The 24,064-nt window shown below is 67.9% G+C and carries 29 protein-coding genes; 11 read left to right on the forward strand and 18 right to left on the reverse strand.

What is annotated here, in order from left to right:
* Window positions 1-45: 45 nt before the first annotated feature.
* Both ABFX18_RS01625 and ABFX18_RS01630 read right to left on the reverse strand, forming a co-directional pair.
* Window positions 46-1,551, reverse strand: a complete 1,506-nt coding sequence (locus ABFX18_RS01625; RefSeq protein WP_346057163.1) for an ABC transporter substrate-binding protein — start codon at window positions 1,549-1,551, stop codon at window positions 46-48.
* A 44-nt stretch (window positions 1,552-1,595) separates the two neighbouring features.
* The gene (locus tag ABFX18_RS01630) at window positions 1,596-2,366 is read right to left on the reverse strand and encodes a DUF1684 domain-containing protein (RefSeq protein ID WP_090145522.1); all 771 of its coding nucleotides are present in this window, start codon (window positions 2,364-2,366) and stop codon (window positions 1,596-1,598) included.
* Between the two features lie 277 nt (window positions 2,367-2,643).
* Between ABFX18_RS01630 and ABFX18_RS01635 the strand changes: the two genes are divergently transcribed.
* Window positions 2,644-3,537 carry a hypothetical protein gene (locus ABFX18_RS01635; protein ID WP_141653184.1) on the forward strand — a complete coding sequence of 298 codons (894 nt, stop codon included), beginning with the start codon at window positions 2,644-2,646 and terminating at the stop codon, window positions 3,535-3,537.
* An 18-nt stretch (window positions 3,538-3,555) separates the two neighbouring features.
* Here ABFX18_RS01635 and ABFX18_RS01640 read toward each other — a convergent pair whose 3' ends face one another.
* A complete protein-coding gene (locus ABFX18_RS01640) occupies window positions 3,556-5,532 on the reverse strand; it encodes a M13 family metallopeptidase (RefSeq protein ID WP_336662163.1) in 1,977 nt (658 codons plus the stop codon).
* 47 nt (window positions 5,533-5,579) lie between these two features.
* Between ABFX18_RS01640 and ABFX18_RS01645 the strand changes: the two genes are divergently transcribed.
* The 3 genes from ABFX18_RS01645 to nucS all read left to right on the forward strand — a co-directional run bounded on the left by ABFX18_RS01645 (window position 5,580) and on the right by nucS (window position 8,967).
* The gene (locus ABFX18_RS01645) at window positions 5,580-6,920 is read left to right on the forward strand and encodes an MATE family efflux transporter (protein ID WP_346057164.1); all 1,341 of its coding nucleotides are present in this window, start codon (window positions 5,580-5,582) and stop codon (window positions 6,918-6,920) included.
* A 76-nt stretch (window positions 6,921-6,996) separates the two neighbouring features.
* The gene (locus ABFX18_RS01650) at window positions 6,997-8,250 is read left to right on the forward strand and encodes an MFS transporter (protein ID WP_346057165.1); all 1,254 of its coding nucleotides are present in this window, start codon (window positions 6,997-6,999) and stop codon (window positions 8,248-8,250) included.
* 24 nt (window positions 8,251-8,274) lie between these two features.
* Window positions 8,275-8,967, forward strand: a complete 693-nt coding sequence (gene nucS / locus ABFX18_RS01655) for an endonuclease NucS (RefSeq protein WP_211649560.1) — start codon at window positions 8,275-8,277, stop codon at window positions 8,965-8,967.
* Between the two features lie 41 nt (window positions 8,968-9,008).
* Here the strand turns inward: nucS and ABFX18_RS01660 are convergent, their stop codons facing one another.
* Window positions 9,009-9,437 (reverse strand): hypothetical protein, encoded by a 429-nt coding sequence (locus tag ABFX18_RS01660; protein ID WP_346057166.1) that lies wholly within the window; start codon window positions 9,435-9,437, stop codon window positions 9,009-9,011.
* Window positions 9,438-9,732: 295 nt separating this feature from the next.
* Here ABFX18_RS01660 and ABFX18_RS01665 point away from each other — a divergent pair, with 295 nt between their 5' ends.
* Both ABFX18_RS01665 and ABFX18_RS01670 read left to right on the forward strand, forming a co-directional pair.
* Entirely contained in the window at window positions 9,733-9,900 is a 168-nt protein-coding gene (locus ABFX18_RS01665) for a hypothetical protein (RefSeq protein WP_346057167.1), read from the forward strand.
* Between the two features lie 143 nt (window positions 9,901-10,043).
* The gene (locus ABFX18_RS01670) at window positions 10,044-10,373 is read left to right on the forward strand and encodes a DUF7882 family protein (protein WP_346057168.1); all 330 of its coding nucleotides are present in this window, start codon (window positions 10,044-10,046) and stop codon (window positions 10,371-10,373) included.
* 98 nt (window positions 10,374-10,471) lie between these two features.
* Here ABFX18_RS01670 and ABFX18_RS01675 read toward each other — a convergent pair whose 3' ends face one another.
* The 6 genes from ABFX18_RS01675 to ABFX18_RS01700 form a co-directional block, all read right to left on the reverse strand.
* Window positions 10,472-10,675: a hypothetical protein gene (locus ABFX18_RS01675; RefSeq protein WP_090145551.1), complete on the reverse strand. Its 204-nt coding sequence runs from the start codon at window positions 10,673-10,675 to the stop codon at window positions 10,472-10,474.
* A 45-nt stretch (window positions 10,676-10,720) separates the two neighbouring features.
* Window positions 10,721-10,867, reverse strand: a complete 147-nt coding sequence (locus tag ABFX18_RS01680; RefSeq protein ID WP_176698231.1) for a hypothetical protein — start codon at window positions 10,865-10,867, stop codon at window positions 10,721-10,723.
* Window positions 10,868-11,027: 160 nt separating this feature from the next.
* Complete coding sequence (locus ABFX18_RS01685; RefSeq protein WP_090145552.1) at window positions 11,028-11,324, reverse strand: hypothetical protein; 297 nt, start codon at window positions 11,322-11,324, stop codon at window positions 11,028-11,030.
* Window positions 11,325-11,344: 20 nt separating this feature from the next.
* Window positions 11,345-11,632, reverse strand: a complete 288-nt coding sequence (locus tag ABFX18_RS01690) for a hypothetical protein (RefSeq protein ID WP_346057169.1) — start codon at window positions 11,630-11,632, stop codon at window positions 11,345-11,347.
* A gap of 35 nt (window positions 11,633-11,667) precedes the next feature.
* On the reverse strand, window positions 11,668-12,435 hold the full coding sequence (locus ABFX18_RS01695) for an alpha/beta fold hydrolase (RefSeq protein ID WP_346057170.1): 768 nt from the start codon (window positions 12,433-12,435) through the stop codon (window positions 11,668-11,670).
* Window positions 12,435-13,073 carry a TetR family transcriptional regulator gene (locus ABFX18_RS01700; RefSeq protein ID WP_346057171.1) on the reverse strand — a complete coding sequence of 213 codons (639 nt, stop codon included), beginning with the start codon at window positions 13,071-13,073 and terminating at the stop codon, window positions 12,435-12,437. Before ABFX18_RS01700 ends, ABFX18_RS01695 begins: the two co-directional genes overlap by 1 nt.
* Window positions 13,074-13,198: 125 nt before the next feature.
* Here ABFX18_RS01700 and ABFX18_RS01705 point away from each other — a divergent pair, with 125 nt between their 5' ends.
* The 4 genes from ABFX18_RS01705 to ABFX18_RS01720 are packed head-to-tail and all read left to right on the forward strand — an operon-like array spanning window position 13,199 to window position 15,713.
* Window positions 13,199-13,807, forward strand: a complete 609-nt coding sequence (locus ABFX18_RS01705; RefSeq protein ID WP_090145561.1) for a biotin transporter BioY — start codon at window positions 13,199-13,201, stop codon at window positions 13,805-13,807.
* Window positions 13,804-14,553 carry an energy-coupling factor ABC transporter ATP-binding protein gene (locus ABFX18_RS01710; protein WP_346057172.1) on the forward strand — a complete coding sequence of 250 codons (750 nt, stop codon included), beginning with the start codon at window positions 13,804-13,806 and terminating at the stop codon, window positions 14,551-14,553. Before ABFX18_RS01705 ends, ABFX18_RS01710 begins: the two co-directional genes overlap by 4 nt.
* Window positions 14,550-15,233 carry an energy-coupling factor transporter transmembrane component T family protein gene (locus ABFX18_RS01715; protein ID WP_211649568.1) on the forward strand — a complete coding sequence of 228 codons (684 nt, stop codon included), beginning with the start codon at window positions 14,550-14,552 and terminating at the stop codon, window positions 15,231-15,233. The genes ABFX18_RS01710 and ABFX18_RS01715 overlap by 4 nt, the downstream gene beginning before the upstream one ends.
* Before the next feature lie 18 nt (window positions 15,234-15,251).
* A complete protein-coding gene (locus ABFX18_RS01720) occupies window positions 15,252-15,713 on the forward strand; it encodes an SseB family protein (RefSeq protein WP_346057173.1) in 462 nt (153 codons plus the stop codon).
* 12 nt (window positions 15,714-15,725) lie between these two features.
* On the opposite strand, the gene ABFX18_RS01725 is transcribed toward ABFX18_RS01720, so the two are convergent.
* From ABFX18_RS01725 to pxpA, 7 genes are all read right to left on the reverse strand, one after another.
* Complete coding sequence (locus ABFX18_RS01725; protein WP_346057174.1) at window positions 15,726-16,295, reverse strand: HdeD family acid-resistance protein; 570 nt, start codon at window positions 16,293-16,295, stop codon at window positions 15,726-15,728.
* A 120-nt stretch (window positions 16,296-16,415) separates the two neighbouring features.
* Window positions 16,416-16,610 carry a tautomerase family protein gene (locus ABFX18_RS01730; RefSeq protein ID WP_090145576.1) on the reverse strand — a complete coding sequence of 65 codons (195 nt, stop codon included), beginning with the start codon at window positions 16,608-16,610 and terminating at the stop codon, window positions 16,416-16,418.
* A 10-nt stretch (window positions 16,611-16,620) separates the two neighbouring features.
* Window positions 16,621-17,586 (reverse strand): 5-oxoprolinase subunit C family protein, encoded by a 966-nt coding sequence (locus ABFX18_RS01735; protein ID WP_346057175.1) that lies wholly within the window; start codon window positions 17,584-17,586, stop codon window positions 16,621-16,623.
* Entirely contained in the window at window positions 17,576-18,469 is an 894-nt protein-coding gene (locus ABFX18_RS01740) for a 5-oxoprolinase subunit B family protein (protein WP_346057176.1), read from the reverse strand. The genes ABFX18_RS01735 and ABFX18_RS01740 overlap by 11 nt, the downstream gene beginning before the upstream one ends.
* On the reverse strand, window positions 18,466-19,821 hold the full coding sequence (locus ABFX18_RS01745) for an acetyl-CoA carboxylase biotin carboxylase subunit (protein WP_346057177.1): 1,356 nt from the start codon (window positions 19,819-19,821) through the stop codon (window positions 18,466-18,468). Before ABFX18_RS01745 ends, ABFX18_RS01740 begins: the two co-directional genes overlap by 4 nt.
* Window positions 19,822-19,871: 50 nt before the next feature.
* Window positions 19,872-20,108 (reverse strand): acetyl-CoA carboxylase, encoded by a 237-nt coding sequence (locus ABFX18_RS01750; RefSeq protein WP_090145587.1) that lies wholly within the window; start codon window positions 20,106-20,108, stop codon window positions 19,872-19,874.
* Window positions 20,109-20,203: 95 nt separating this feature from the next.
* Window positions 20,204-20,938 (reverse strand): 5-oxoprolinase subunit PxpA, encoded by a 735-nt coding sequence (gene pxpA, locus ABFX18_RS01755; protein ID WP_090145589.1) that lies wholly within the window; start codon window positions 20,936-20,938, stop codon window positions 20,204-20,206.
* A gap of 92 nt (window positions 20,939-21,030) precedes the next feature.
* Here pxpA and ABFX18_RS01760 point away from each other — a divergent pair, with 92 nt between their 5' ends.
* Window positions 21,031-22,497, forward strand: coding sequence for a helix-turn-helix domain-containing protein (locus ABFX18_RS01760; RefSeq protein ID WP_346057178.1), 1,467 nt, complete (start codon window positions 21,031-21,033; stop codon window positions 22,495-22,497).
* 108 nt (window positions 22,498-22,605) lie between these two features.
* Here ABFX18_RS01760 and ABFX18_RS01765 read toward each other — a convergent pair whose 3' ends face one another.
* The gene (locus ABFX18_RS01765) at window positions 22,606-24,000 is read right to left on the reverse strand and encodes a purine-cytosine permease family protein (RefSeq protein ID WP_090147237.1); all 1,395 of its coding nucleotides are present in this window, start codon (window positions 23,998-24,000) and stop codon (window positions 22,606-22,608) included.
* Window positions 24,001-24,064: the final 64 nt, after the last annotated feature.

The raw sequence follows: 24,064 nt of genomic DNA on the forward strand, positions 1-24,064 counted from the left end.
GCGGGTGCGCGCGGCGCCCGGCCGACGTGCCGGGCGCCGACGCCACTACTCCTTGACGATGTTATAGGCGAAGAACTGCGAGTTGAGCCCATTGACCGGGTAGCCCGACACGGTATCGGCCGCGACCACGATCTGCGGGTACAGGTAGAGCCACGCGCTCGCGGCATCTCCGGCGATCTGACGGTTGGCCTGCTTCAGCAGCTCGGTCTGCTCGGCCTCGGTCTCCGCCTGCTCCGCCTGGTCGATCCACTGCGCGACCTGCGGGTTGTCGTAGCCCCAGTAGAAGTCTGGGTTGCCGTACCAGACGACGTCGCGGTCGTTGACGTGCTCCTGGAGCGTGGCCTCGAAATCATGCTCCTGGAAGACCTTGGTGTACCACTCGTCGGCGCTGATCGTGTTGATGTCGACCGTGACGCCGACCTTCTTCAGCTCCGACTGCAAGAACTCGGCGACGGCGGGGTGCGGATCGTAGCTCGGCGTATCGAGGGTGAACTCGAATCCGTCGCCGAGGCCGGCCTCCTCCAGCAGGCTCTTCGTGCGGTCGGGATCGTAGGCGTTGAGGTCGTTCAGGTCTTCGTACCACGGGTCGGTCGGGGGCACCATGGAGCCGATCACGGTGCCGTAATCGCCCCAGATCGCGCCCAGCAGCTTCTCGCGGTCGATGGCGGAGTAGATCGCCTGGCGCACCTTCACATCGTCGAACGGCGCCACGCGGTCGTTGAATGCGAGCAGTTCCTTCGTCGTCGACTGGCCGTCGGTGATGGTGAAGTTGCCCGAGTCTTCGAACTGGGGCAGCGAGTCGGGGTTCTGCACGCTCGTGATGAGATCGATGCGGCCGCTCTGCAGCGCCGTGTCCTCTGCGGTCGCGTCGGTGAAGTAGTTGTAGACGACCTCGGCGTTCTTCGCCGCGTCGCCCCAGTAGTCGTCCCAGCGCTCGAGCGTCAGGGTGCTGCCGCGCTTCCACTCGCCGAGGGTGTACGGCCCCGTGCCGTCTTCCGAGTTCTCGAGGTCGGTCGCCTCCGAGTTCACGATCCAGATGTACGTGAGCAGGTAGGGGAAGGAGATCGAGCGCTCGTTCAGCGTGAAGACCACCGTCTGGTCGTCCGGCGTGGCGATATCGGCGACGACCTCGAGACTCGACTTGCGCGCCGACTGCGACTCCGGTGCGACGACGGCCTCGACGCTCGATTTCACATCGGCCGAGGTGAGCGCCTTGCCCGAGTGGAAGGTCACGTCGTCGCGCAGGGTGAACGTGTAGGTGAGCCCGTCATCGCTCACCTCGTACCCGGTCGCGAGCAGCGGCTCGGTCGTGCCGTCGTCATTCAGGCGGTACAGCGCTTCGTACACGTTGCCGGTGAGCGCCTCGGTCACTCCCTGCCCGCCGCCCGCGGTGTTGCTGAGGTTGACGGGCTCGTACAGCGACCCGATGCGGATCGTGGCGTCGGCGCCGCCGGCGGAGGCGCCGCCGTTCGAGGCGCACCCGGTGAGCGCCAGCGCAGTGACAGCGAGCGCGCCGATCGCTGCGAGCGCTGATTTCTTGAGGGAGGGCATGGGTTTCCTTCGAGTGGTGGGGTGGAGCTTCGGGTCTGGCGTCGTCAGATCGTGTAGATGTCGAAGCCATCGGTGAAACGCGGCAAGCGCTCCCCCGCGTGCACGGGCCAGGGCAGGCGGTTCTGAGGTGGCGGCATCGGGCAGTTGTACTGGGCGGAGAAGCCGCACGGCGGCACGAACGCCCGATTGAAGTCGAGGCGCACGTGCCCCGCTTCTCCGAACTCGGCAGCGTCGCGCTCGACGAAGAGGAAACGACCGGACCCGTACGTGCCGGTGTCGTCCGTCAGCCCGTTCGTGGGGTCGCCGAACACGAGCAGCAGCTGGCCGGCGTCGTCGAACGCAGCGAGGGTGAACCGCTGCCCGTCGCGCTCGAACGTGATGTCGCCCGGCACGACGAGGTCGCGGCTGCCACCGGCGTCGCGGATGTGCTCGAATGGCACGGTGCGGTCGGACGAGACCGGCGTGAACTCGGCCTCGATGATCCAGCTCGGATCGAACGGGAACGTCTCGATCTCCTCGAAGGCGCGGATCGCCGGTGCGTTCGCATCCCATACGCGCAGACCGTGCTCGGCACGGCCGCTCGCGATGTTCTTCCGCTCGACGGAGGTGACCGTGACGCCCTCGGGCGCGGCATCGCGTTCGGCTGCGACGAGGCGCGCGGCCGCTTCTTCGTCGACGTCGCCGGGGAACCATCGCGTTTCGATCAGACTCAGATTGCCCGTGGCGGAGGTCACCGACGCGCGCCGACCCGCCCGCCAGGCCTCGTGCGCCGACTCGGGCGTCGGAACCGCGGCGGGCTGCGAGGCTGCGTTCATGGTGTCTCTCCTTCTGACGTCGACGGTCGTGCGCTCCGCAATGAAGCTCCCCGAATGCGACGCATTCACAATCCGCAAGTATCTCGCATTCGCGCGAGGCGCGCGAACGCTTGTGCAGTCGAACGACACATGGTGCGGAGGTATTCCAGCCCGCCGGCTCCCCCTGAGTGCTCCGGGCCGACCGGGCCGGCCGGCACCGGGTGCGCTGGCGCAAGCCCTGTTCGCTTCTGGCATGCGCATGCGCCGATCGCGCAGGGTGGTGCTCTACGATTCCCGCATGAGCAGACCTCCCCGGCGCGAACGCATGATCACGCGCTTCACCCAGCCGCGCACGAGCGCGAGCGGCGAACCGCGCCCCGTCGTCGAACGCTCACTCGACCGACTGCTCGCGGTCCAGCGCCCGCCCGTGCTCGCCCATCTCCGCCGCATCCGCAAGAAGTACCCGCAGGCCACGCCGGAGCAGATCATCCACGTGCTCGAAACGCGCTACATCGCGACCGTCACCGCAGGCGGTGCTGGAGTCGGAGCCGCCGCGGTGATCCCGGCCGTCGGCACCGGCATCGCCCTGGGGCTGGCCGGCGCCGAGACGCTCGGCTTCGTCGAGGCGACGGCGCTGTTCGCGCACTCCGTCGCCGAGGTGCACGGCATCACGATGACCGACCGCGAGCGCACCAGAGCGCTGGTGCTCGCGCTCATGCTCGGCAACGAGGGAGCCGACCTCGTGCGCCAGGTCACCATGCAGGCCGTCGGAGGCGGCGGCACACGCCGGGACTACTGGGGCAAGATGCTCACCTCCGCGATTCCGCGGTACGCGATGGGGCCGTTGCTCGATCGCCTGAAGACCTCGTTCATGCACCGGCTCGCCGGAGTCGGCGGCGCCTCCGTGGTCGGCAAGGCGCTTCCGTTCGGCATCGGCGCGGTCGTCGGCGGCACCGGCAATCATCTCCTGGCGCGACGCGTCACCAAGGCGGCCCGTCAGGCGTTCGGCCCCGCGCCGTTCGCGCTGCCGATCGAACTCGAGTTCGTGCCCGGCCCGCTCGCAGCGGGTCCGGACGCGGGCGCGAGCCCGGCACCGGCCGCACCCAGGTACGCGCCGCCCCTGCCGCATCCGGAGCCCGCCAGTGCGAGCGCCGACCACTACGACATCACGTCGTTGCCGCCCGGCAGGTGACGAGAGCCGGGCTGAGCGCTACCAGATCGAGACGCGCTCCGCCGGATCGAGCCACAGGCCATCGCCCGCCCGCGTGTCGAACGCCTCATGGAACGCATCGAGGTTGCGCACGATCTGATTGCAGCGGAACTCGTTCGGCGAGTGCGGGTCGATGGTGAGGAGCCGGACGGTCTCCTCGGGGCGCGACTTCTGCTGCCACGCCTGCGCCCAGGCGAGGAAGAAGCGCTGGGCGCCGGTCAGCCCGTCGATCACGGGAGGCTCGGCGCCCTCGAGTGACCGGAGGTACGCCTTCCAGGCGATCTCGAGGCCCGACAGGTCGCCGATGTTCTCGCCGATCGTGAGCTCGCCGTTCACGGTCTGGCCGTCCGCCCCCTCCGGCGACAGCTCGTTGTACTGCCCGATCAACGCACCGGTGAGCGCCTCGAACGCCGCTCGGTCGTCTTCCGTCCACCAGTCCGTGAGGCGGCCGTCGCCGTCGTAGCGCGAGCCTTGATCGTCGAAGCCGTGGCCGATCTCGTGGCCGATGACGGCGCCGATCGCACCGAAATTCGCCGCGGCGTCCCAGCTCACGTCGAAGAACGGCGGCTGCAGAATCGCGGCGGGGAACACGATCTCGTTGAAGCCCGGGTTGTAATAGGCGTTCACGGTCTGCGGGGTCATGAACCACTCGTCGCGATCGATGGGCTTGCCGACCTTCCCGATCTCCCGGGCGAACTCGACCTCTGACACGCGGCGGGAGTTCCCCACCAGATCGCCCGCGTCGACGGCGAGCGCGGAGTAGTCGCGCCACTTCGTCGGGTATCCGATCTTGGGTGTGAACCGGTCGAGCTTGTCGAGTGCCCGGGCGCGGGTCTCCGGGCTCATCCACCCGAGCTGCTCGATGGAGTCGCGGTACGCCTCGATGAGATGCTCGACGAGCCCGTCCATCGCGGCCTTGGCGCGCTCGTCGAAGTGCTGCTCGACGTACAGACGCCCGACCGCCTCCCCCATCGCGCCCTCGACGAAGGAGACGCCGCGACGCCAGCGCTCGCGCTGCTGAGGCGCACCCGTGAGTGCCGTGCCGTAGAAGTCGAAGTTGGCGCGGGAGATCTCCTGCGAGAGCAGCGCGGCCGACGAGCGCACGAGGCTCCAGATCAGCCACGCCCGCCAGGCGTCGAGCTCTGCGTCGACCAAGAGCGCGGCGAGCCCCTCGATCGCGTCGGGCTGCGCGGCGACGACCTCTGCGAACGCGGATTCTGGCGCGCCCATCGCAGCGAGGTACGCCTTCCAGTCGAGCTGCGGCGTCAGCTCCTGCAGCTCGGCGAACGTGCGCAGGTTGTAGAGCTTCTGGATGTCGCGGCTCGCCACCTTGTCCCAGTGCGTCGCGGCTATGCGGCGCTCGAGGTCGTAGGCGAGACCGGCGAGGCGATCGGCATCGGCGACGCCCGCGAGCCCGAGCATGCGCGCGATGTGCGCCTGGTACTGCTGGCGGATCTCGGCGAACTGCTCTTCGCGATAGTACGACTCGTCGGGCAGTCCCAGGCCCCCCTGCATGACGAAGACGATGTACCGAGCCGGGTCGCCCGGGTCGTTGTCGATGTACATGCCGTAGAACCCGCCGAGACCCTGTCGTTCGAACTGCGCGACGACGGTGAGCAGCTCGCCGACGGAGCCGATCTCCCGCACCCGCTCGATGTCTGCGGCGATGGGATCCGCCCCTTGGGCATCAGCGCGCTCGACGTCCATGAAGCTCGCGTAGAGGGCTGCGACCTTGTCCGCCTCGGTCGCCGCCTCCGCGCCCGCCTCGGGAGGCTCCGTCCCGGTGATGATGTCGCGCACGGCCTCTTCGGCGTTCTCGGCGAGCACAGCGAACGAGCCGTATCGCGCCTTATCCGAAGGGATCTCGGTACGGTCGATCCACTTGCCGTTCACATGACGATAGAGGTCGTCCTGCGGCCGAACCGCAGGATCGAGTTCGGAGATGTCGATGCCGGAGACGGGCGCTGCGTTGCTCATGCGACCACCCTACTGGTGGTGTCCGCGGTGGGGGCTACCGTTGTCGCATGACCGCAAACGGCCCACGAATGCAGCGCAGGAGCGTCGATCGCAGTATCGCGCATCTCGCCATACCGGCGCTGGGTGCGCTCATCGCGGAGCCGATGTTCCTGATCGTCGACTCCGCGCTCGTCGGCCACCTCGGCGCCGTCCCGCTCGCAGGTCTCGCCGTCGCCAGCGCGGTGCTCCAGACGACCGTGGGGCTCATGATCTTCCTCGCCTACGCGACGACGCCTCTCGTCGCCCGTACGCGGGGCGCCGGCGACCTGCGCGGCGCCGTGCAGTTCGGCGTGGACGGCCTGTGGCTCGCCCTCGGCATCGGCGTCGCGGTCGGCGGAGCGCTCTGGCTCGCGAGCGGCCCCGTCGTCGCCGCCTTCGGGGCCACCGAGGCGGCGACGCGGCAGGCCCTCGCCTACCTCACGGTCTCCTGCCTCGGCATTCCGGCGATGCTGGTGGTCTTCGCCGCCAGCGGACTGCTGCGCGGATTGCAGGACACGCGCACCCCGCTCGCGGTGGCCGCGGTCGGGTTCGCGTTGAACGCACTGCTCAACTGGTGGTTCATCTACGGTCTGGGCTTCGGCATCGCCGGGAGCGCATGGGGCACCGTCATCGCGCAGTGGTCGATGGTCGCCGTCTATCTGGTCGTCGTATTGCGCCACGCGACGCGTGCGGGAGCGCGTCTCCTCCCGCGCCGCGAGGGCCTGGGCCGGGCGGGGCAGAGCGGCGGGTGGCTCTTCGTGCGCACCGTCGGCCTGCGCGCCGCACTCCTCGCGACGGTCTTCGCAGCGACGAGTCACGGCACGGCGGCGACGGCGGGGTACCAGGTCGTCTTCACGATCTTCTCCACTGCCGCGTTCGCGCTCGATGCGCTGGCCATCGCGGCTCAGGCACTCATCGGCGACGCGCTCGGCGCGGGCGACTCGCGTCGTGCTCGGCTGATCGTGCGGCGCAGCGTGTTCTGGGGCATCGGCTGCGGCGTCGTCTTCGGCGGCGCACTGGCTGCGGCAAGCCCCGTGGTGGGGCGGGTGTTCACGGACGACGCAACGGTGCTGTCGATCCTGCCAGCTGCGATTCTCGTACTCGGACTCTCGCTGCCGCTCGCCGGGTTCGTCTTCGTGCTCGACGGCGTGCTCATGGGCGCCGGTGACGCACGGTACCTCGCGTGGACCAGTCTCGTGAACCTCGCCGCCTACCTGCCGGTGCTCTGGATGCTCACGGTGCTCGTCCCGACGGGCACGGGCGGCCTCATCGCACTCACCGTCGCCTTCACAATCGTGTTCATGGCGGCGCGCGCCGTGACGCTGGGCGTTCGCGCCAGGGGCGACAGCTGGGTGCGGCTCGGCGTGTAGCGGGTGGAACCGCACGTGCAGTGCCCCGCAATTGATAATCTGAGATTTTCACCCCCTCATCTCGCACAGGAGCAGCTTGCCTCGTTCGTTCGACAATCGTTTCGCGGTGCGCTGGACCTCCGGCGTGCTCGTCATCTTCGCGCTGCTCGGCTTCGGCTTCGGCAGCTGGCTGGGGCGCATCCCGGCGCTTCGCGACCATCTCGGCGCGAGCACGCTCGAGATGAGCTGGTTCGGCCTCTCACTCGCACTGGGCTCGCTCACCGGCCTCGTCTTCTCAGGCCGCACCGTCTCCTGGCTCGGGCCCCGTCGCACGCTGGTCATCGGGATCATCGGTCAGACACTCATGCTGCCCGCCGCGGCGACCCTCTTCTGGGTCGACGCCACCGCTCCGGCGATCGCGTGCCTGGTGGTCTACGGCCTGATGTTCGGCACGTCCGACGTCGCGATGAATGTCAGTGGCGCTGGGGCCGAGCGCGCGCTCGGAAAGCCGCGCATGCCCTTGCTGCACGCCGCATACAGCCTGGGCAGTGTCAGCGCGATGGGTGTCTCCGCGATCTCGGAATCGGCCGGGATCATCGTTCCGGTGCACCTCGGAGCGACGTACGCACTGATCCTGATCGTGTCGATCTTCGCGCTGCCGAACCTGCCTCGGGGCAACTTCGAGGACTCGGCATCCGAGAGCCTGCCGAACGTGCACACCGGTCCGATCCCCGTGACTCCGGCGACGGGCGGCGTTCCCACCCCGGGCGCGCGCTACTCGCCCTGGCGAGAGCCGCGCATCCTCGTGATCGGTCTCATCGCCATGTCCATGGCGCTGGCCGAGGGCACGGCGAGCGACTGGCTGCCTCTCGCGCTCGCGGACGGGCGCGGATTCGCGAACGAATCGGCGGCGCTCACGCTGGGCGTCTTCTTCGTCTCGATGACGCTCGTGCGCATCGCCGGCTCCTGGCTCCTCATCCGGTTCGGGCGTGTACGCGTGCTTCGCGGCGGCGCAATCCTCGTCATCGTCGGGCTCGTCTTCGTCATCCTCGTCCCATTCGCCTGGGCGTCGGTGGTCGGCGCCGTGCTCTGGGGCGTCGGATGCTCGCTCGGATTCCCGGTCGGCATCTCGGCGGCCGCCGACAACCAGGCGACCGCGACCCGTGACGTCGCGGCCGTGTCGGCGATCGCCTACACCGCGTTCCTGCTCGGCCCGATGGGCATCGGTTTCCTCGGCGAGCACCTCGGTCTGCTGCAGGCCTTCTGGCCTCTCGCGGCGTTCTCCGTGTTCGTCTTCATCATGGCCCGCGCCGCTCGCGAGCCGCGTCAGGGGTCCGGGTCCACGCACTAAGCCCGACCCGGTAAACTCCTGCGGGTGCGAATCGTTGTTGCAGACTGCTCAGTCGACTATGCAGGCCGCCTCTCGGCGCACCTGCCGCGTGCGAAGCGCGTGCTCATGTTGAAAAACGATGGAAGCATCCTCGTGCACTCGGACGGCGGGTCGTACAAGCCGCTCAACTGGATGAGCCCGCCGTGCTCGCACGCGCAGCTCGAACTCGACGAGACGCAGACGAGTGCTGGAATCGTCGAGGCCTGGCAGGTCACCCACAAGAAGACCGCCGACAAGCTGATCGTCTCGATCTTCGAGATCCTCCACGACAGCGCGCACGATCTCGGTGTCGATCCCGGCCTCATCAAGGACGGCGTCGAAGCGCACCTGCAAGAGCTGCTCGCCGATCAGATCGAGCTCGCCGGCGCCGGCCACACCCTCGTGCGCCGCGAGTACATGACCCCGATCGGTCCCGTCGACATCCTGGCGAAAGACGCCGCCGGCGGATCAGTCGCCATCGAGATCAAGCGACGGGGCGGCATCGACGGCGTCGAACAGCTCACCCGCTACCTCGAGCTCATGAATCGGGACCCGAAGCTCGCTCCCGTGACCGGGGTCTTCGCGGCGCAGGAGATCAAGCCGCAGGCGCGAACGCTCGCAGAGGATCGCGGGATCCGGTGCCTGCTCCTCGATTACGACGCGATGCGCGGCATGGAAGACCAGAACACCCTGTTCTGAGCCACGCCGCGCGCGGGTGCCGCGTCAGGGGACGCGTGACCTCAGGCGCAGTTCGTGCACTCTCGTTGTTCGTTCATCAGGTAGCGGCATTTCGGGCACGGCGTGCGCATCCATGAGGGCTTCTTCTCCCGCGCGCCGGCTCTGACGGCACCGCCGTTGCCGGCCCGCTCCGGGAGTTCCACTGACCAGGATCCGGGTCGCGACTTGCTCAGCACCGCATGCGGCGCACCGGAGAGCCGCAGAGCTTCCTTCTCCGTCGAGTAGCCGCAGATGATGCTGCGATAGATCCGCAGATCCGCTCCGTGCCCGCGGACGACTTTCACGTAGGACCGTGTTTCGACGATCTCGATGACCTCGACATCGTCGAAGGCATGAGCGATGAAGTCGCGGTTGGCCGCGGGCGTGTTGCGGGCTTGGAACATCTCCGCCAGCGTCGAGAACGTGCGCTTGTCTTCGTGGTCAGTTTTCATGTGTTTCCATCCGGGGGCGCGAGCCCGCCTGTTCCATGGTCGTATCCCCAGTGGGCGTCGGTAGCACGGGACCTCGGTGCGCTAACGAACGTTGCAGGGTGCTTCTCGTGAATGAATCCGTGCGCCGCAGCGATCGCTGACTTCGTCGTGCAGAGAACATGTCACGGCGCCGGATAGAGGAGGCGTTCCCACGCCTGGGGACAACTCTACCCGTCGCCGCGCTCACTCCTGGGCTGGCGACAGAAACCGCGCAAGGGGTATCCCATCGGCTTCACGCACGAGTACGCTTTCGTCCATGAGGAACCTCTGGACTGTCGTCGTCATCCTTCTCGTCCTCTGGGCGATTCTCTCCGTGATCGGTTTCGTGTTCAAGGGGCTGCTCTGGCTCGCGATCATCGGCATCATCCTCTTCCTGGGGACATTGATCGTCGGCGCCATCAAGGGTCGCGTCAAGAAGCCCTGATCGCCCGAGCGCTGTCGACGCGCGCCAGGTATCCACCCCGATCTCCCCCAGGGACTGCATGTTCCAGCATGGAGACCACTAGCTGACCCTCGAGTTTGACTGAACTCCGGCCTCCCCGCGTCGGGATATGCAATGCTTCGGGCATGGGGTATTTGATTTTCGGGGGACAAGAGTTCGAATTCGAAGACCGATTGCTACTGCATCTGAAGTTCGTGATCGGGCAGAAGCTGAGAAAGCAGGAGTGCTTCTTCCTGAGCTGGCATCGGGGCGCCGATGACGGCAGCGGCAGATTCTCCCTCTGGATGTCGCCCTACGCCGAACTCGCCTTCCGCTTCTCGGGCGGCCGCGAACCGGAGTACAACCAGCGATGGTTGAAGGTGCTGAACGCCCTCTCGCACACGCCTCGCGGCCTGGTCGTCATCTCCGAGGAGGAGGCCGAGAAGTACGCGAAGAAGAATCCCGACCTCAGCTGAGCGGTGAGCGGTGACCCACACGCGCTCGCCCTCTCCGCCGGATTATTCGGCGAAGAGGGCGAGCGCGTTCCACCTCGCGTCAGCGCGGTTTCGTGCGACTACTCGGATTCGGTTGCCGCGCCCGGGTCCTGCTGATCGGGCACCCCCGGAGCAACCGGGCTGTCCAAGCCGGTGCCCTCCTCGTGCTCTTGCGCGAGCGGCTGCTCGGGGGAATCAGGATCGACCAGCGGCCCGTTGCCCTCGGCTCCCAGGTGGGCGCCCTCGGCGTCCGCGCGGTCCGGATCATTCAGATTCGTCGACATGATGCTGCTCCTCTCCAGAAACGGACGATCGATGAGGATCTGTGCTCAGTCGGTCGTCGTCTCGGACTCGGCGTCCCGCGGGGACTCCCCGGGCTGAACGCCCTGGTCCTTCTTCCGGTCCTCCGCGGCTTCGTTCCGTGCGTGCTTCACGGCGTTCTTGGTGTCGTCCGCAGCGTCATCGAGCATGCTCATAGTGAACTCCTTTCCGGTTGGAGTTCCAGCCTCCGTCGCCCGGCGCGTTTCGAACAGGGGGTTGCGTCGCCGGTGCTGGCAGGGGATCGGCGAACGGGGGCGGCCTCGACGACCATGACCGCGAGTTCTTGGTGCCGTTGTCGCAGAGCGGCCCAGAGGCTCACCTCGCGAGGCGCTCCGCGATCCAACGCACCCCGTCGCGTCTCACTGCGAGCTCGACGCGCTCTGCCCCGCCGTCGCGCCGCACCGTGCATCGCCACCCTGTGTGCCGCTCGGCGACGTGCGTGATCAGGGGGTGGATGTGCTCGTCGGGTACCTCGACGATCGGGCGAGGTTCGCCCTCCACCCGCCATCGCGCGCGCTCGAACACGAGGCGAGCCGGCCTGCCGTCGACCATCCAGACGACCACCGTGTCGTCGTGAAGCGGCATCTTCGGGCCGATGACTGATTCGAACATATGTTCGATTGTAGACGATGTCAGCGGGAGCCGTGCGCGGGCGTTCGGCGAGCGTTCGACGGCGGCAGGCCGGGCAGTTGCGGCGAGCGCGACGGCCACGGCACAGCCGCTTCGGCCTCCTCCCGCGAGCTGTAGATGCCGACCATTCGTTGCCGATGACGCACCGGATGCCACGCCAGGAGCAGGTATCGCGCTTCTCCCGAGGTGTCGCGAATTCCGCGAATGACGGCCTTCGGATACTGCGCGAACTCTCGCATGACGATCCACTCGTCGCTCGCCACTTGGATCAGATTCGACCGTTCCCCCACGGGCAGCAGCGTACGAGCAACCTCCGACGTTGTGATTATTCGCGCTCGGGGCACCGGCTCCGCACGAAATCGAGGATCATCGACGCCACAGGCTCTGGACTGCGGATGATCGCCTCATGCCCTCGCTTCGGGATCGGCTCGAACGTGCCGGCGGGGAGGGCGGACGCGACCTGACGCGCCCACTCGCGCGGGCTCACGCAATCGGTCTCTCCGCTGAGCACGAGCGCCGGCGCCTCGATGTCGGGGCAGATCTCCTCGAGGCGATGGGCGAGCATGAATCGGAGCTTGTTGAGGAACCAGCGGGGACTCGTCTTCACATACTCGCGAAGCCCGAGCAGCAGCACCCTGGGCGATTCCCCCACCAGATCCTGAGCCATGCGCAGGCCCTGCCGGATCGCGCTGCGCTCGCGCGGATTCACCGTTGGCGCGATGAGCACGAGGGCTTCGACGAGTTCGGGATGACGATAGGCCACTTCCGCGACGATCTGCGTGCCCATCGAGTGCCCGACGAGCACAGCGGGGCCGGTGGCGCGATCTCGCACGAACTGCGCGACGACTTCCGCGGTCTGCTCGAGCGTCGCTGCCGTGCCCGGCTCGGGCGAGTTGCCGAAGCCAGGAAGGTCGACCGCGAGCACCCGCCCTTCGGCAGCGAGCTTTCCGCTGATTCCATCGAAGACGACCCGCCCCATCCCGATGCCGTGCACGAGAACGAACGTGCGGTGCATGGAGTCGGAGGGCGCGGTTGTCTCGCCGTACGACATCGCCACCGGGTCGAGGTCGTACGTGAGGTCGCGCGAGGTCATCAGAGCAGAATACCGTTCGTCGGCGCCCCGGTTGCTCGGTGCTCCGATTCGAGTCCGGTGAGGATGATGTCGAGCCCGCGTTCGAACGATGCGTCGAGTTCGAGCACCGGATCCGATGGCGCTCCGTTCGTTCCGCTCCGCTGACCGGCGCGCCCGCTCTCCGGCCCGATGAGCGCTCCCAGCGATGCCGCATGCCGATGGGTCTGCGTCGACTGCGCTTGCCCGAAGGTGTAGAAGAGCAGCGTGCGGGCCCCGTCGGCCCCAACCCACTCGGCGAGCCGCTGCTCGACCGCGGACGCGCCGAGCCTGAAGGCGGCTGCCGTCGCGACCACGTCTGCCCCGTCTCGCACGGCGAGCATCGCACTGCGCATCGCGAGGCATGCGTTCCGCGCGAGGGCCATTCCCGAGTGCCCTCCGCCGTCCTCGCCCGGGACGCCAGCGTCCCGCTCGCCCACCCCGTCGACGATGACATCGGCCATGAGCGCCAGCAGGCTCTGCTTGTTGGGCACGTGATGGTACAGAGCGCTCGGCTGCACGTCGAGCTCGGCTGCGACGCGGCGCATCGAGCATCCCTCGAGCCCGTGCTCGTCGAGTACGCGCAGTGCCGCGGAGACGACGTCGGCGAGCGTGTTGCGCATCCGCTCAGCCTAGCGCTAACCTGAACAGCGTTCACCAGAACACTGTTCAGGTTCGACCGCCGGCGCGATATCCGGGTCGCGCCGACATCGACACCGCCGCAAGACGGCCAGACCACGGAGGCATCGTGACCGCTGCAGACCTCACCGCCGCACGACAGGAATCACCCAACGCCCCGCGTCGCCACGTCGCCACCGATCTCGCGCTCATCGCCACATTCGCGGCCCTCATCGCCGTGTGCTCGATCATCCCGGGCATCAGCCTCGGACCCGCGTCGATCACGCTGCAGACACTTGCGGTGATGCTCGCGGGCGCCGTACTCGGGGCGAACCGCGGCCTGCTCGCCGTGCTGCTCTTCATGGCGGTCGGCGCCGCCGGCCTTCCTGTGTTCAGCGGAGGATCAGCAGGGCTCGCGCCGTTCGCCGGCCCCACCGTCGGCTACCTCGTGAGCTTCCCGCTCGCAGCGTGGCTCATCGGCTTCATCGTCGAGCGGCTGCCGCGCCGCAAGGTCGCCACGAGCATCCCGCTCATCTTCGTCGCCGGACTGATCGCGAACCTCGTCTTCGTGCACACCCTCGGCCCGCTCGGCCTCGCTTGGCGCGCCGAAATGGGCATCGGGGCCGCGTTCGTCTTCGATCTCGCGTTCTGGCCGGGCGACCTCGTGAAAACGCTCATCGTCGCGATCGTCGCGACCGCCGTGCACCGGGCGTTCCCCGCCCTCCTCCCGCGACGATGACCGCCCTGGGAACGGGCTCCATCGCGAGCAGTTCGATCGAACTGCGGAACGTCGTCGTCTCGGCGCCGACCGCGAACGATGACGTCACGATCCTCCACCCCACCTCGCTCTCGCTCGGCGAGCACCGCGTCTCCGTCATCGGCGGCAACGGTTCAGGCAAGTCGACGCTCGCGCGGCTCGTGAACGGGCTCGTCGCGCCGAGCGCCGGCACCGTGGGCATCGAGCTCGCCGAGGGCGGTGCCCGGCGCTCCCTCGACACGCGTCGCGACGGGGCAGCCGTGCGGCGAAACGTCGGCTTCGTCTTCACCGACCCTTCCGCGCAGCTCATCATGCCGACCGCCATCGAAGACGTCTCGCTCTCGCTCCGTCGCAGCCACCGAGACCGAGCGGCCCGGCAGGCGGCGGCATCGGCCGCCCTCGAGCGGTTCGGACTGCAGCACCTCGCCGACCACAGCGTGCACACCCTCTCCGGCGGCCAGAAGCAGCTGCTCGCCGTCGCTTCGGTCCTCGCGACCGACCCGGCGATCCTCGTCGCCGACGAGCCCACGACCCTGCTCGACCTGCGCAATGCGCGAATGATCGGCGATCTCCTGATGTCACTGCCGCAACAGGTCGTCGTGGTGACCCACGACCTCGATCTCGCGGCTCGCGCCGACCGCACGCTCGTGGTCGACGACGGCCGCATCGTCTTCGACGGTCACCCGGCAGCGGCGATCGCGCACTACCGGGACACGGTCTCGCAGTGACCGCGTCGTCGCCGCTGGGCGAATACATCGCCCGCGAGGGGCCCCTGCACCGCGTGCGACCCGGCCTGAAACTCATCGGCCTCTTCGTCTTCGCGTGCGTCGTCATGGCGACGGGCGGCCCGATCTCGACCACGCTCGGCCTGCTCGCCGCCGTCGCGCTCGCGCTCATCGCGGGCCTGCGCGGACGGGAGTTCTGGCGAGCGGCACGGCGATTCTCGCTCATCGCCGTTCCACTGCTCGTATTCACCGCGGCGAGCGCGGCGTTCGGTCAGGACGGCGGCTGGGGGCCGGGAGGCGTCGAGCTGCCGAACGCCGCTGCGTGGGCGTCGGGTTTCGCGCGGGGGTACTCCGTCATCGGCGACCTCTTCGCCCTCGTGCTCGTCGCGAGCGCGGTGACGGCGAGCACGGCGGTCGAGGACATGCTCGACACGATCACCCGGGCCCTCGGCCCGCTGCAACGCTTCGGCGCCAAACCGGAGCGCGCCGCACTCGCGTTCTCCCTGGTGATCCGCGCCATCCCCAGCATTCTCGGCATCGCCCGGGAAACGGCGTTCGCGGCTCGGGCGCGCGGCCTGGAACGGGATCCGCGGGCCCGCGTCGTGCCGCTCGTGCTGCGAACGGTGGCGCATGCGCAATCGACCGGGGAGGCCCTCGCCGCGCGGGGCATCGGCGAGGAATGAGCCCGTAGGCTAGAGCACATGACCGAGCAGTCGCCGATTCCTGATGACGTGCACGCCGACTATGCGAACGAAGCGGTGCGCGAAACGCTGACCGCGCTGCAGCAGCAGCCCGACTATGCGCACCTCGCGTCGTTCTTGACCGCTTTGCGCGACGGGTACCTGGTGGTCGACGTCACAGGTGCACCGTCGAAGAAGAAGGGGCACCGCGTGCGCATGATCCGGTCGACGACGGGTCAGCCCGTGCTGCCGATCTTCACCTCGATGGCCGAACTGCGCGCCGTGGCTCCGACGAGCCGCGGCGACCAGGTGAAGGGCGCGGTCATGCCGGCCCGCGATGCGCTCGCCCTCATCTCCAGCGACCGGTTCGTCGCAGCTGAGTTCGACAAGGCTTCGGCGTCACTCGTGCTGCTGCGCAAGTACGTCGCGCTCGCCGCCGGCGACGAGGAGATCACCGCCGAGCTGCTCGAGGGCATGAGATAAGGCGCCCCGACGTCACACCGCGGGCTTCATGCCGAAGGCGCGCACGGCCTGCACGATGCCGAGCACGAGCATCGAGATGCCGAGCAGGAGCCAGAGCGTCACAGCGGCGAGCAGCGGGGTGACGATGAGCGTCGCACCCGCGAGGACGCTGATCACACCGTGAATGATGCTCCACGCGCGGTTCGGCGACTGCTTCACCGTGCTGAACGCGAGCACCCCCTCGAACAGCCAGAGCGCGCCGATGGTGACCGACAGGAAGATCGCGAGCAGAGCGGCCGTCGCACCGAGGTTCACGAGCATCACGACGCCGCCGATGACGTAGAGCAGGCCGAGCACGATGCGGCCCGTCCTCGCCCATCCGCTGATCATCCGGGTGAACACCGCCGTAGCGATGTACACGACGCCGACGACGAGGGCGTAGGCGGCCGCGAGTGCCGCGACGATCTGCATGGTCACGGCACCCGACTTCGCCGGGAAGAAGATGATGAGCAGGCCGAGCACGATGGCGATGAGCCCGCCGATGCCGAGCGCGGTTCGGATTCCGTCGCCCGGTGCGTGCCTGGCGGAAGTTTCAGTGGACATAGCGGCCTCCCCTACCCGAGGTGCGGGAACGCCGATCAGCGCTCCCTGAGCCCATTGTGGCCGAACATCACCTCGAGCACGAGCGTGCACCGAGCCGGATCTCGGCCCGGGCACGCCCATTCACCGCGTGTCGCCGTTGAATGTCCACTGCTCCCTCGGCACGCCTTCGACGGTCACCCACGTATCCGGCCGCTTGCCGTCGGGCCCGGTGCAGTACTCGGCCACCACGTCGTCGATGGCGACGGCGAGCCGCCTCGCCAGGTCCGGGTCCTGCTGCAGGCGGTGCTCGAACATTTTCACGTTCACGAGTGGCATCGTGCGCTCCTCACTCCCAGACCCGCGCGAAGCGGGCGTTCCGTTCGGCTCGAGCCGCGAGCGCCTCGTCCATCGTGACGGCCACGAAGCGCACTTTCGTACCCGGAGCCATGCGCGCGAAAAGGTCCATGTCGGCGCTGATCACCGTCGCCGCTTGCGCGTACCCGCCGCCCGAAACGGCATCGCAGTGCAGCACGATCGGCTGCGTGCCGCCGGGGATCTGGATCGAGCCGACCGCGTACCCCGCATCGGTGATGTTCGACGGGTCCTGCCCGGCGCCGAACGGCTGCTCCTCGCGCTTCCACTCCGCCCCCGGGCCGTCGAAGCGGAGCCCCATGCGGTCGGCGACCGGAGTCAGCGTCCAGTCCGCCCCCGTGAGATTGGCGAGCCCCTCCTCCGTGAGCTTGTGGTCGTACAGCCCGAGCATGATGCGGACGGCCACCTCGCGGTCGTACGTCGGCAGCAGATCCTCGGGAATCGATTCCATCACGGCCAGTTCGCGAGGCATCGCTTCGCCGACCGGCAGCACGTCTCCCGCCTGCACGGCGCGCCCCTCGAACCCGCCCAGCTTGCCGATGGGATAGGTGGATCGAGAGCCCAGCACGCGGGGAACGTCGATGCCTCCGGCCACCGAGACGAAGAACTTCGAACCACCGCGGAGCATGCCGAAGGAGAGCTCGTCTCCCGCTTCGAGCACGAGACGCGCGTTCTGCCGCGCGGGTTCACCGTTGACGAGCACCTCGACGGGCGCACCGGTGACGGCGATCACCACCCGGGCATCTGTCTTGAGCTGGGGTCCCAGGTAGGTGCATTCGAGCACGGCGGCATCAGCGGTGTTGCCGACGAGGCGGTTGCCGAGTGCCGCCGCGTACTGGTCCATCGCGCCGCCCTGCGGGATCCCGAAGCGGTAGTAGCCGAAGCGACCGCGATCCTGCACGGTCGTTGCGAGTCCGGGGGAAAGTACCTCAAGCGACATCGAGAGCCTCCAGGAGAGTGCGGTTGTACGCGTCGGGATCGGCGAGCGCTTCGGCCAGGGTGAAGCGCACCGGCGCCTGCTTGTAACGGTAGGTTCCGGCCTCGACCTCGGCCTGGATCTCGGTGTACTCGGCTTCGTCGATCGGACGGTACTTCACGATGTCTCCGGTGCGGAACAGCACCATGAAGTCGGCGAAGTCGGCGAGCTTCTGCTCCGGGTCGAAGATCGGGCTGGGGGTGATGCCGAGCATCTGGTATCCGCCGGCTCCGCGGACGGAGTAGTGCGCGGTGAAGCAGCCGCCGTACCCCAGTGTGAGCGGCGGCGTGTCGGTGCGCGGGCTCAGGTACTTTGGCACCTGCAGCTGCCGCTCCCTCGGGGTCAGCTGGAAGAGGAACGGGAGGCCGGCGACGAAGCCGACCATGGAGACCAGCCAGGGCGTCTCGTGGTGGCGCTGAATGAACTCGGCCGCGTTCGCGAGTCCGTTCACCTCGGCGCTGTAGTCGAGGTCGGACCCCTCCGGTCGTTGGTGGTAGCCCTCGCGGAACCGGGTCTCGGTCTCGCTCGTGAACGGGTCGTCGTACCAGACGGGAACCTCGATGATGCGGGTTTCCAGCTCCTGCACCGTCGCCTGCTTGACCTCCGCTTCGAGAGCTCGCACAGCGCGCTCGAGGTCGGCGTGCGGCAGTTCGTCCGGGTTGAAGCGGATGAGCAGTGATGCGTTCGCGGGGCAGATGTCGACGATGCCGTCGAGCTCCTGCTCTTCGAGTCCCGCTGCCATGGCGTTCGCGACGAAGTTCGCCTCGAGCGACATGTCGGGGGCGATTTCGACGAGCAGGAACTCGTCGCCGCCCCAGCTGTATCGCGCGTGCTCGGTGAGCGTCATGCGGATTCTCCTAACAGGCCGGGAACCGATTCGATGGTCGTCGTGTGATGCATGGCCGAGCGGAAGTCGTCGAGGGCGACCAGCCGGCGCATGAGGGGCACCGTCGTGTTGATTCCTGCGATCTCCGTTTCATCGAGCACCCGAGCGGCGCGCGCGAGCGCGTGGTCGCGGTCGACGTCCCACACGATCAGCTTGCCGAGCAACGAGTCATAGAACGGCACGACGGTCTGGCCCGCCCGGAATCCGAAGTCGGCGCGCACGCCCGGCCCGCCCGAGAGATCGAGCGATTCGATGCGGCCGGGGCTCGGCATGAAGTTGTTGTTCGGATCTTCGGCGTTGATGCGGAACTCGAAGGCGTGTCCGTCGAGACGGATATCCGCCTGGGTGTACCCGAGCTTCTCACCCGCCGCGATGCGCAGTTGCTCGCGCACGAGATCGATGCCGGTGATGGCCTCGCTGATCGGGTGCTCCACCTGCAGTCGCGTGTTCATCTCGATGAAGGCGATCTCCTGACGCTCGGGATCGTACAGGAACTCGACGGTGCCGGCGCCGGTGTAGGCCGTCTGACGCGCGAGCTGGACCGAGGTCGCGCGCATCAGCTCGCGCAGATCGTCCGGGAGCCCGGGGGCCGGAGCCTCTTCGATGACTTTCTGCTGCCGACGCTGCATCGAGCAGTCGCGATCGCCGAGGTGCACCCAGCTCTCGCCGTCGCCGAAGATCTGCACCTCGACGTGCCGCGCGTGCGTCACGAAGCGTTCGAAGTACACGTCGCTCGAGTTGAATGCTGCGAGCGCCTCGGCCTGCGCGACCTCCACCGTGCTCCGGAGATCGGCGCGGGCATTGATGCGACGGATCCCCCGGCCCCCTCCGCCCGCGGATGCCTTCACGACCAGCGGATAGCCGATGCCCTCTGCGAGCGCTTCGAGATCCCCTGAGACGTCGAGCACTCCGTCCGTGCCGGCGAGCACGGGCACCCCGGCCTCGATGGCGGCCTGGCGTGCGCGCGCCTTGTCTCCCATCAGGTCGATCGAATCCGGGTTCGGGCCGACCCAGATGAGGCCCGCCTCCTGCACCTTGCGCGCGAATCCCGCGTTCTCGGAGAGGAACCCGTATCCGGGGTGCACTGCGTCGGCGCCGGTGTCGACGGCGGCGGCGATCACCGCGTCCTGGTTGAGGTAGCTGAGCCCGGCGGGAGCGGGGCCGATGACCACGCATGCGTCGGCGTACCGTGCCGCGTCCGACTCCCGGTCGGCCTCGCTCGCCACCGCGACGGTCGCGATGCCCATCTCCTTCGCCGCTCGGATGATCCGCACAGCAATCTCGCCGCGGTTCGCGATCAACAGTTTCTTCAAGGTGTGTCCTTCACTCGATTCGGAGGTCTTCGGTGGACGAGCGGCGGCTGTCAGTCGATCGTCGCGATGACGTCGCCCGGGCCGACCATGCCGAGATCCTCGACCGCGAAGGATGCCAGCACGCCGGCGGTGTCGCTGCGCACCTCGGTGAACTGCTTCATGATCTCGATGACGCCGACGGTCTGACCGGCTTCGACCGAGTCGCCCTCCTCGACGAACGGATCCTTGTCGGGGGCGGGGCGGCGATAGAAGATGCCGGGAATGGGGGCGATGATCTGTGAACTCATGGAATCTGCTTTCTTCAGGGGGTCGAGGAGGGGTCGCGGCGGAACCGTGGGGTCGCGGCGTCGCCGGTGGGCGGCGGCCGAGTGGCGGCGCGCGGCTACCCGTCGACCACGGCGCGCACGGCCGTCGCCACTTCGACGGCGTTCGGGGTGTCCGAGTGCACGCAGATGCTGCCGAACGAGATCGGAAGCTCGGTGCCGTCGATCGCCAGGATGGTTCCGGTATCGAGCGCGCGGCGTGCCCGTTCCGACGCCGCGACGATGTTCGTCTCGTGCGGCTGCCGCAGGATGATCAGCCCTCCGTCGGCGTTGTAGTCGAGGTCGACGTACAACTCGCCGACGAATTCGACGCCCTCGCGCTCCGCGACGCGCTGATGCGCGGAACCCGCGATCCCGAACACGGGAACGCCGAAGTCGCGCGCGACCTTGACGGCGCCGAGCATGAGCGCCTCATCGCGCGCGAGCATCCCGTAGAGCGACCCATGAGGCTTGATGTGGTTGAGAGGCAGGTCGTACTTCCGCAGGAATCCGGCGAGGGCGCCGACCTGGTACCGAATGAGGCTCTCCACCTCGTCGGGCGTGAGCTTCATCTCCCGGCGTCCGAACCCGACGAGATCGGGGAGCCCGGGGTGGGCGCCGACGCGAACGCCGTGCTGCTGCGCGAGCGCCACCGTCGCATCCATGGTTCCCGGATCGCCCGAGTGGAAGCCGCACGCGACGTTCGCGACGTCGATGAGCGACATGAGGGCCGGGTCGTTGCCGAAGGTGTGGAGACCGAAGGCCTCGCCCATATCCGAGTTCACCGAAACCGAGTCACTTCGCTGTGATGTCATAGCCCCCAAGCTACGCGGAGCGTCAAGCGAACGTTATTATGCAGTTGCAAGAAATTTCTGATGTGATTTGTGCAAGCGCGAGAGGATGCCCGATGCGCGTCGCCGACCTGCTGACTGAGCACTCCCTGCAACTGCGGCTGGAGACGCCGACCGGACCCGACCGACTGAGCCAGGAGATCGTGCGCTGCGCGCCGACCGAGCACCTGGATCCGACCCCGTTTCTCGACGCCAACGTGCTGCTCCTGACCTCGGGGATCGGCATGAACTTCTCGGAGGAGAGCATCTGGGACGGCTACGTGGAGCGGCTCACCCGCGTGCCGGTCGCCGCACTGGCGTTCGCGGTCGGCGCCGCGCACGATTCGCTGCCCAAAGGCCTGATCACGGCCTGCACGGCTCACGACCTGCCGCTGCTCGAAGTGCCGACCACCGTCCCCCTCCTCAAGATCGATCAGCACGTCGAGGGCATGCTGCAGGCGGAGCGCATCGCCCTGCTCGACCGCGGCTGGCTGCTCGCCGACGAATGCGCGCGCCTCGCCAGCCAGGGCGCGGAGATCTCGACGCTGCTCGCGGCCATGTACGCCGCGCTCGAGCTCCCCATCGCCGTGTACGACGCGTTCGATTCGCTCATCGCGCAATACCCGGAGACGGTGACGTGGCGCACGGGCGCCGCACGAGCGTCGCAGCCGGACACCATCACCGTGCCGCTGCCGATGGGCCTCAGCAACTCCTGCCAGCTCGCGGTGCGGCTCTACGGCTCATCCGCGGAGGTCGAGGCGCTCCTCGCCCCGGTCACCTCGATCCTCGCCCTGCAGCTGAACCGTTCGGTCGTGGTCGATGCGAGCAGCCACCAGGACATGCTGCGTTTCGTGAACCGGTGCGTCGCCTGGTCGGAGTCGACGCGGAGCGACGTGGCGAACGCGTTCCACGAACTCGGGCTGAGCCGACGCGCCGAGACGACGCTGCTCGTCGCCGACATGAGCGGTGAGCATGCCGCAGCAGCCTGGAAGCTCCGCGTCGCACTGCACGACACGTTCCACGACGTTCGCGTCGCCGAACTCGATGAGCAGCTCATCGCCTTGGCCCAGTTCCCGCGGGAGGCGTTCGACGAGGTCTCGAAACGACTGCTCGGAATCGAGCCGGTGCTGCCGCTCGTGCTGCGCGGGCCGGCCCGCACGATCGACGAGCTGCGGATCGCACTCGTCCATGCGCTCAACCTGATCCGGCACGTGTCGGCTCCCGTGCTGGCGCCCGTGCTCGGCCTCAGCGCGGTCGTGGCCGCCGCAGCCGGGCGGGGGGCCCGTGAGGCGGCGGAGCGATTTCTCGCCCCCCTGCTCGATCACGACGAGCACCGCGCGACCGAGTTGCTGCCGACGCTGCGGATCTGGCTGCGCAACGACGCTCAGCCGTCGCGAACCTGCGAGGAGCTCTACATCCATCGCAATTCGCTGAGCTACCGGCTGCGCCGCATCGAGGAGCTGCTCGGCATCTCGCTCGACACGCTCGACGGCCGCGCCACGTGCCTCATGGCGCTGCGGCTGGTGGAGATCGAGCCGTACTAGCCGCTCCTTCCGGACGCACACGGGAGCGCGTGCCGCACTGCGCATCTCTGTCGCAGCACGGCACGCGCTCTCCGAGTCGAACTCCCGGGAGTCAGGATCCCGCGATGCTCAGGCTCCGACCACCTTGATCAGGCCGGTGCGGCTCACCGGGTTGGTCTTCCACAGGATCCCGTAGACGAGCGCCGCGGAGACCGCCGTGAGGATCGGCCCCCAGGTCGCGCCGATGCCGGCGAGGTCTGGGTTGAACGTGCCGAGTTGCAGCATCACGATGCCGACGAGCGTCGCCACCACCCAGGCGATCAGACCGTTGTTGTTGAACGCCTTGTAGTGCTGGTCACCGATCGCCGAGTGCTCCTCGTTCTGCCAGCGACCGAGCAGGATGTGGGTCAGCGCGATCGCGACCCAGGCCGTGACGAGCACGCCCTGCCAGGCGAGTGCGATGAGCAGGTACTCCACGACGGGCAGCAGCATGAAGAGGAAGATGATGACGGAGGACAGCAGCACCCACACGATGTTCGGCATGTTGATCTTGAACACCTTCTCCCCGAACGCCCGCAGGTTCGCGGCGCCGAGGAAGTAGTTCGCGGTGTTGATGCGGGTCTGCGTCGCGATCACGACGATCAGGCCCAGGATGCCCATGAGGCTCACGAGGCCGCCGGCGAGACCGGTTTCCGAGGCTTCGAGCCCGGGGATCGTGAAGGTCAGGAAGATGCCGACGAACGCCGAGAATCCGTAGGCGAGCACGTAGAACAACGGGCCGAAGGTGACGCGCTGGTGGTACGCGATGTCCTTGCGCTTGCCGAGCGAGGCGAAGTCCATGGTGAACATCATCATGATCCAGACGCCCATGTACCCGGCGAAGGTCGCCAGCCAGCCAGGGCCGCCCATCGACAGCGGGACGGGAACGTCGGGCGCCTGCGTGAGCCACGTATCCGTGAACCCGTACTGCACCCCCGCCCAGATCACGGCGGCCACGAGCCCGAAGAAGTAGATCGGCATCAGAATGCCGTTGATCTTGTCGAGGAAGCGTCGCACTCCGCCGATGATGAGCGGTGTCGAGTAGACGACGACGACGAGGCTCCACACCCACATCTCGCCGCCGAACGCGGTCATGAACGCGTAGGCCACGATGGAGCCCTCGAAGACCGCGTAGTAGATCGCGATGAGCGCGAAGATGATCATCGCGATGGCCGACCCGGCGTTGCCGAGGATCGTCCGCGAGAACTGGGCGACCGTTGTGCGGTTGTTGATCGCGTAGCGCGACAGCACGCTGTTGATGAGGCCGTAGGCGATGATCGTCAGCACGATGCCGATGATGGCGTTCACCGTGCCGTACGCCGAAGCCATCGCGGCGCCGATGTAGACGAAGAAGAAGGCGCTCGCCGTGCCGTACCACGCCATCGTCAATCGGCCACGGCTCATCTGGTCTTGGTCGTCGCCTGTTCGGGCGAGTGCATCGGTCGCTTCGACGTCGTCGTTGCTCCCGGTGAGGTTGATTGTCACGGTCCGTACCTCCATTGGTATTGGGTGTGAGTGGGCGTCGCCATCTCATTGTGATAAGTCGAGA

The organism is Leucobacter alluvii, from assembly GCF_039530485.1.
In the GTDB taxonomy this organism is placed as follows: domain Bacteria; phylum Actinomycetota; class Actinomycetes; order Actinomycetales; family Microbacteriaceae; genus Leucobacter; species Leucobacter alluvii.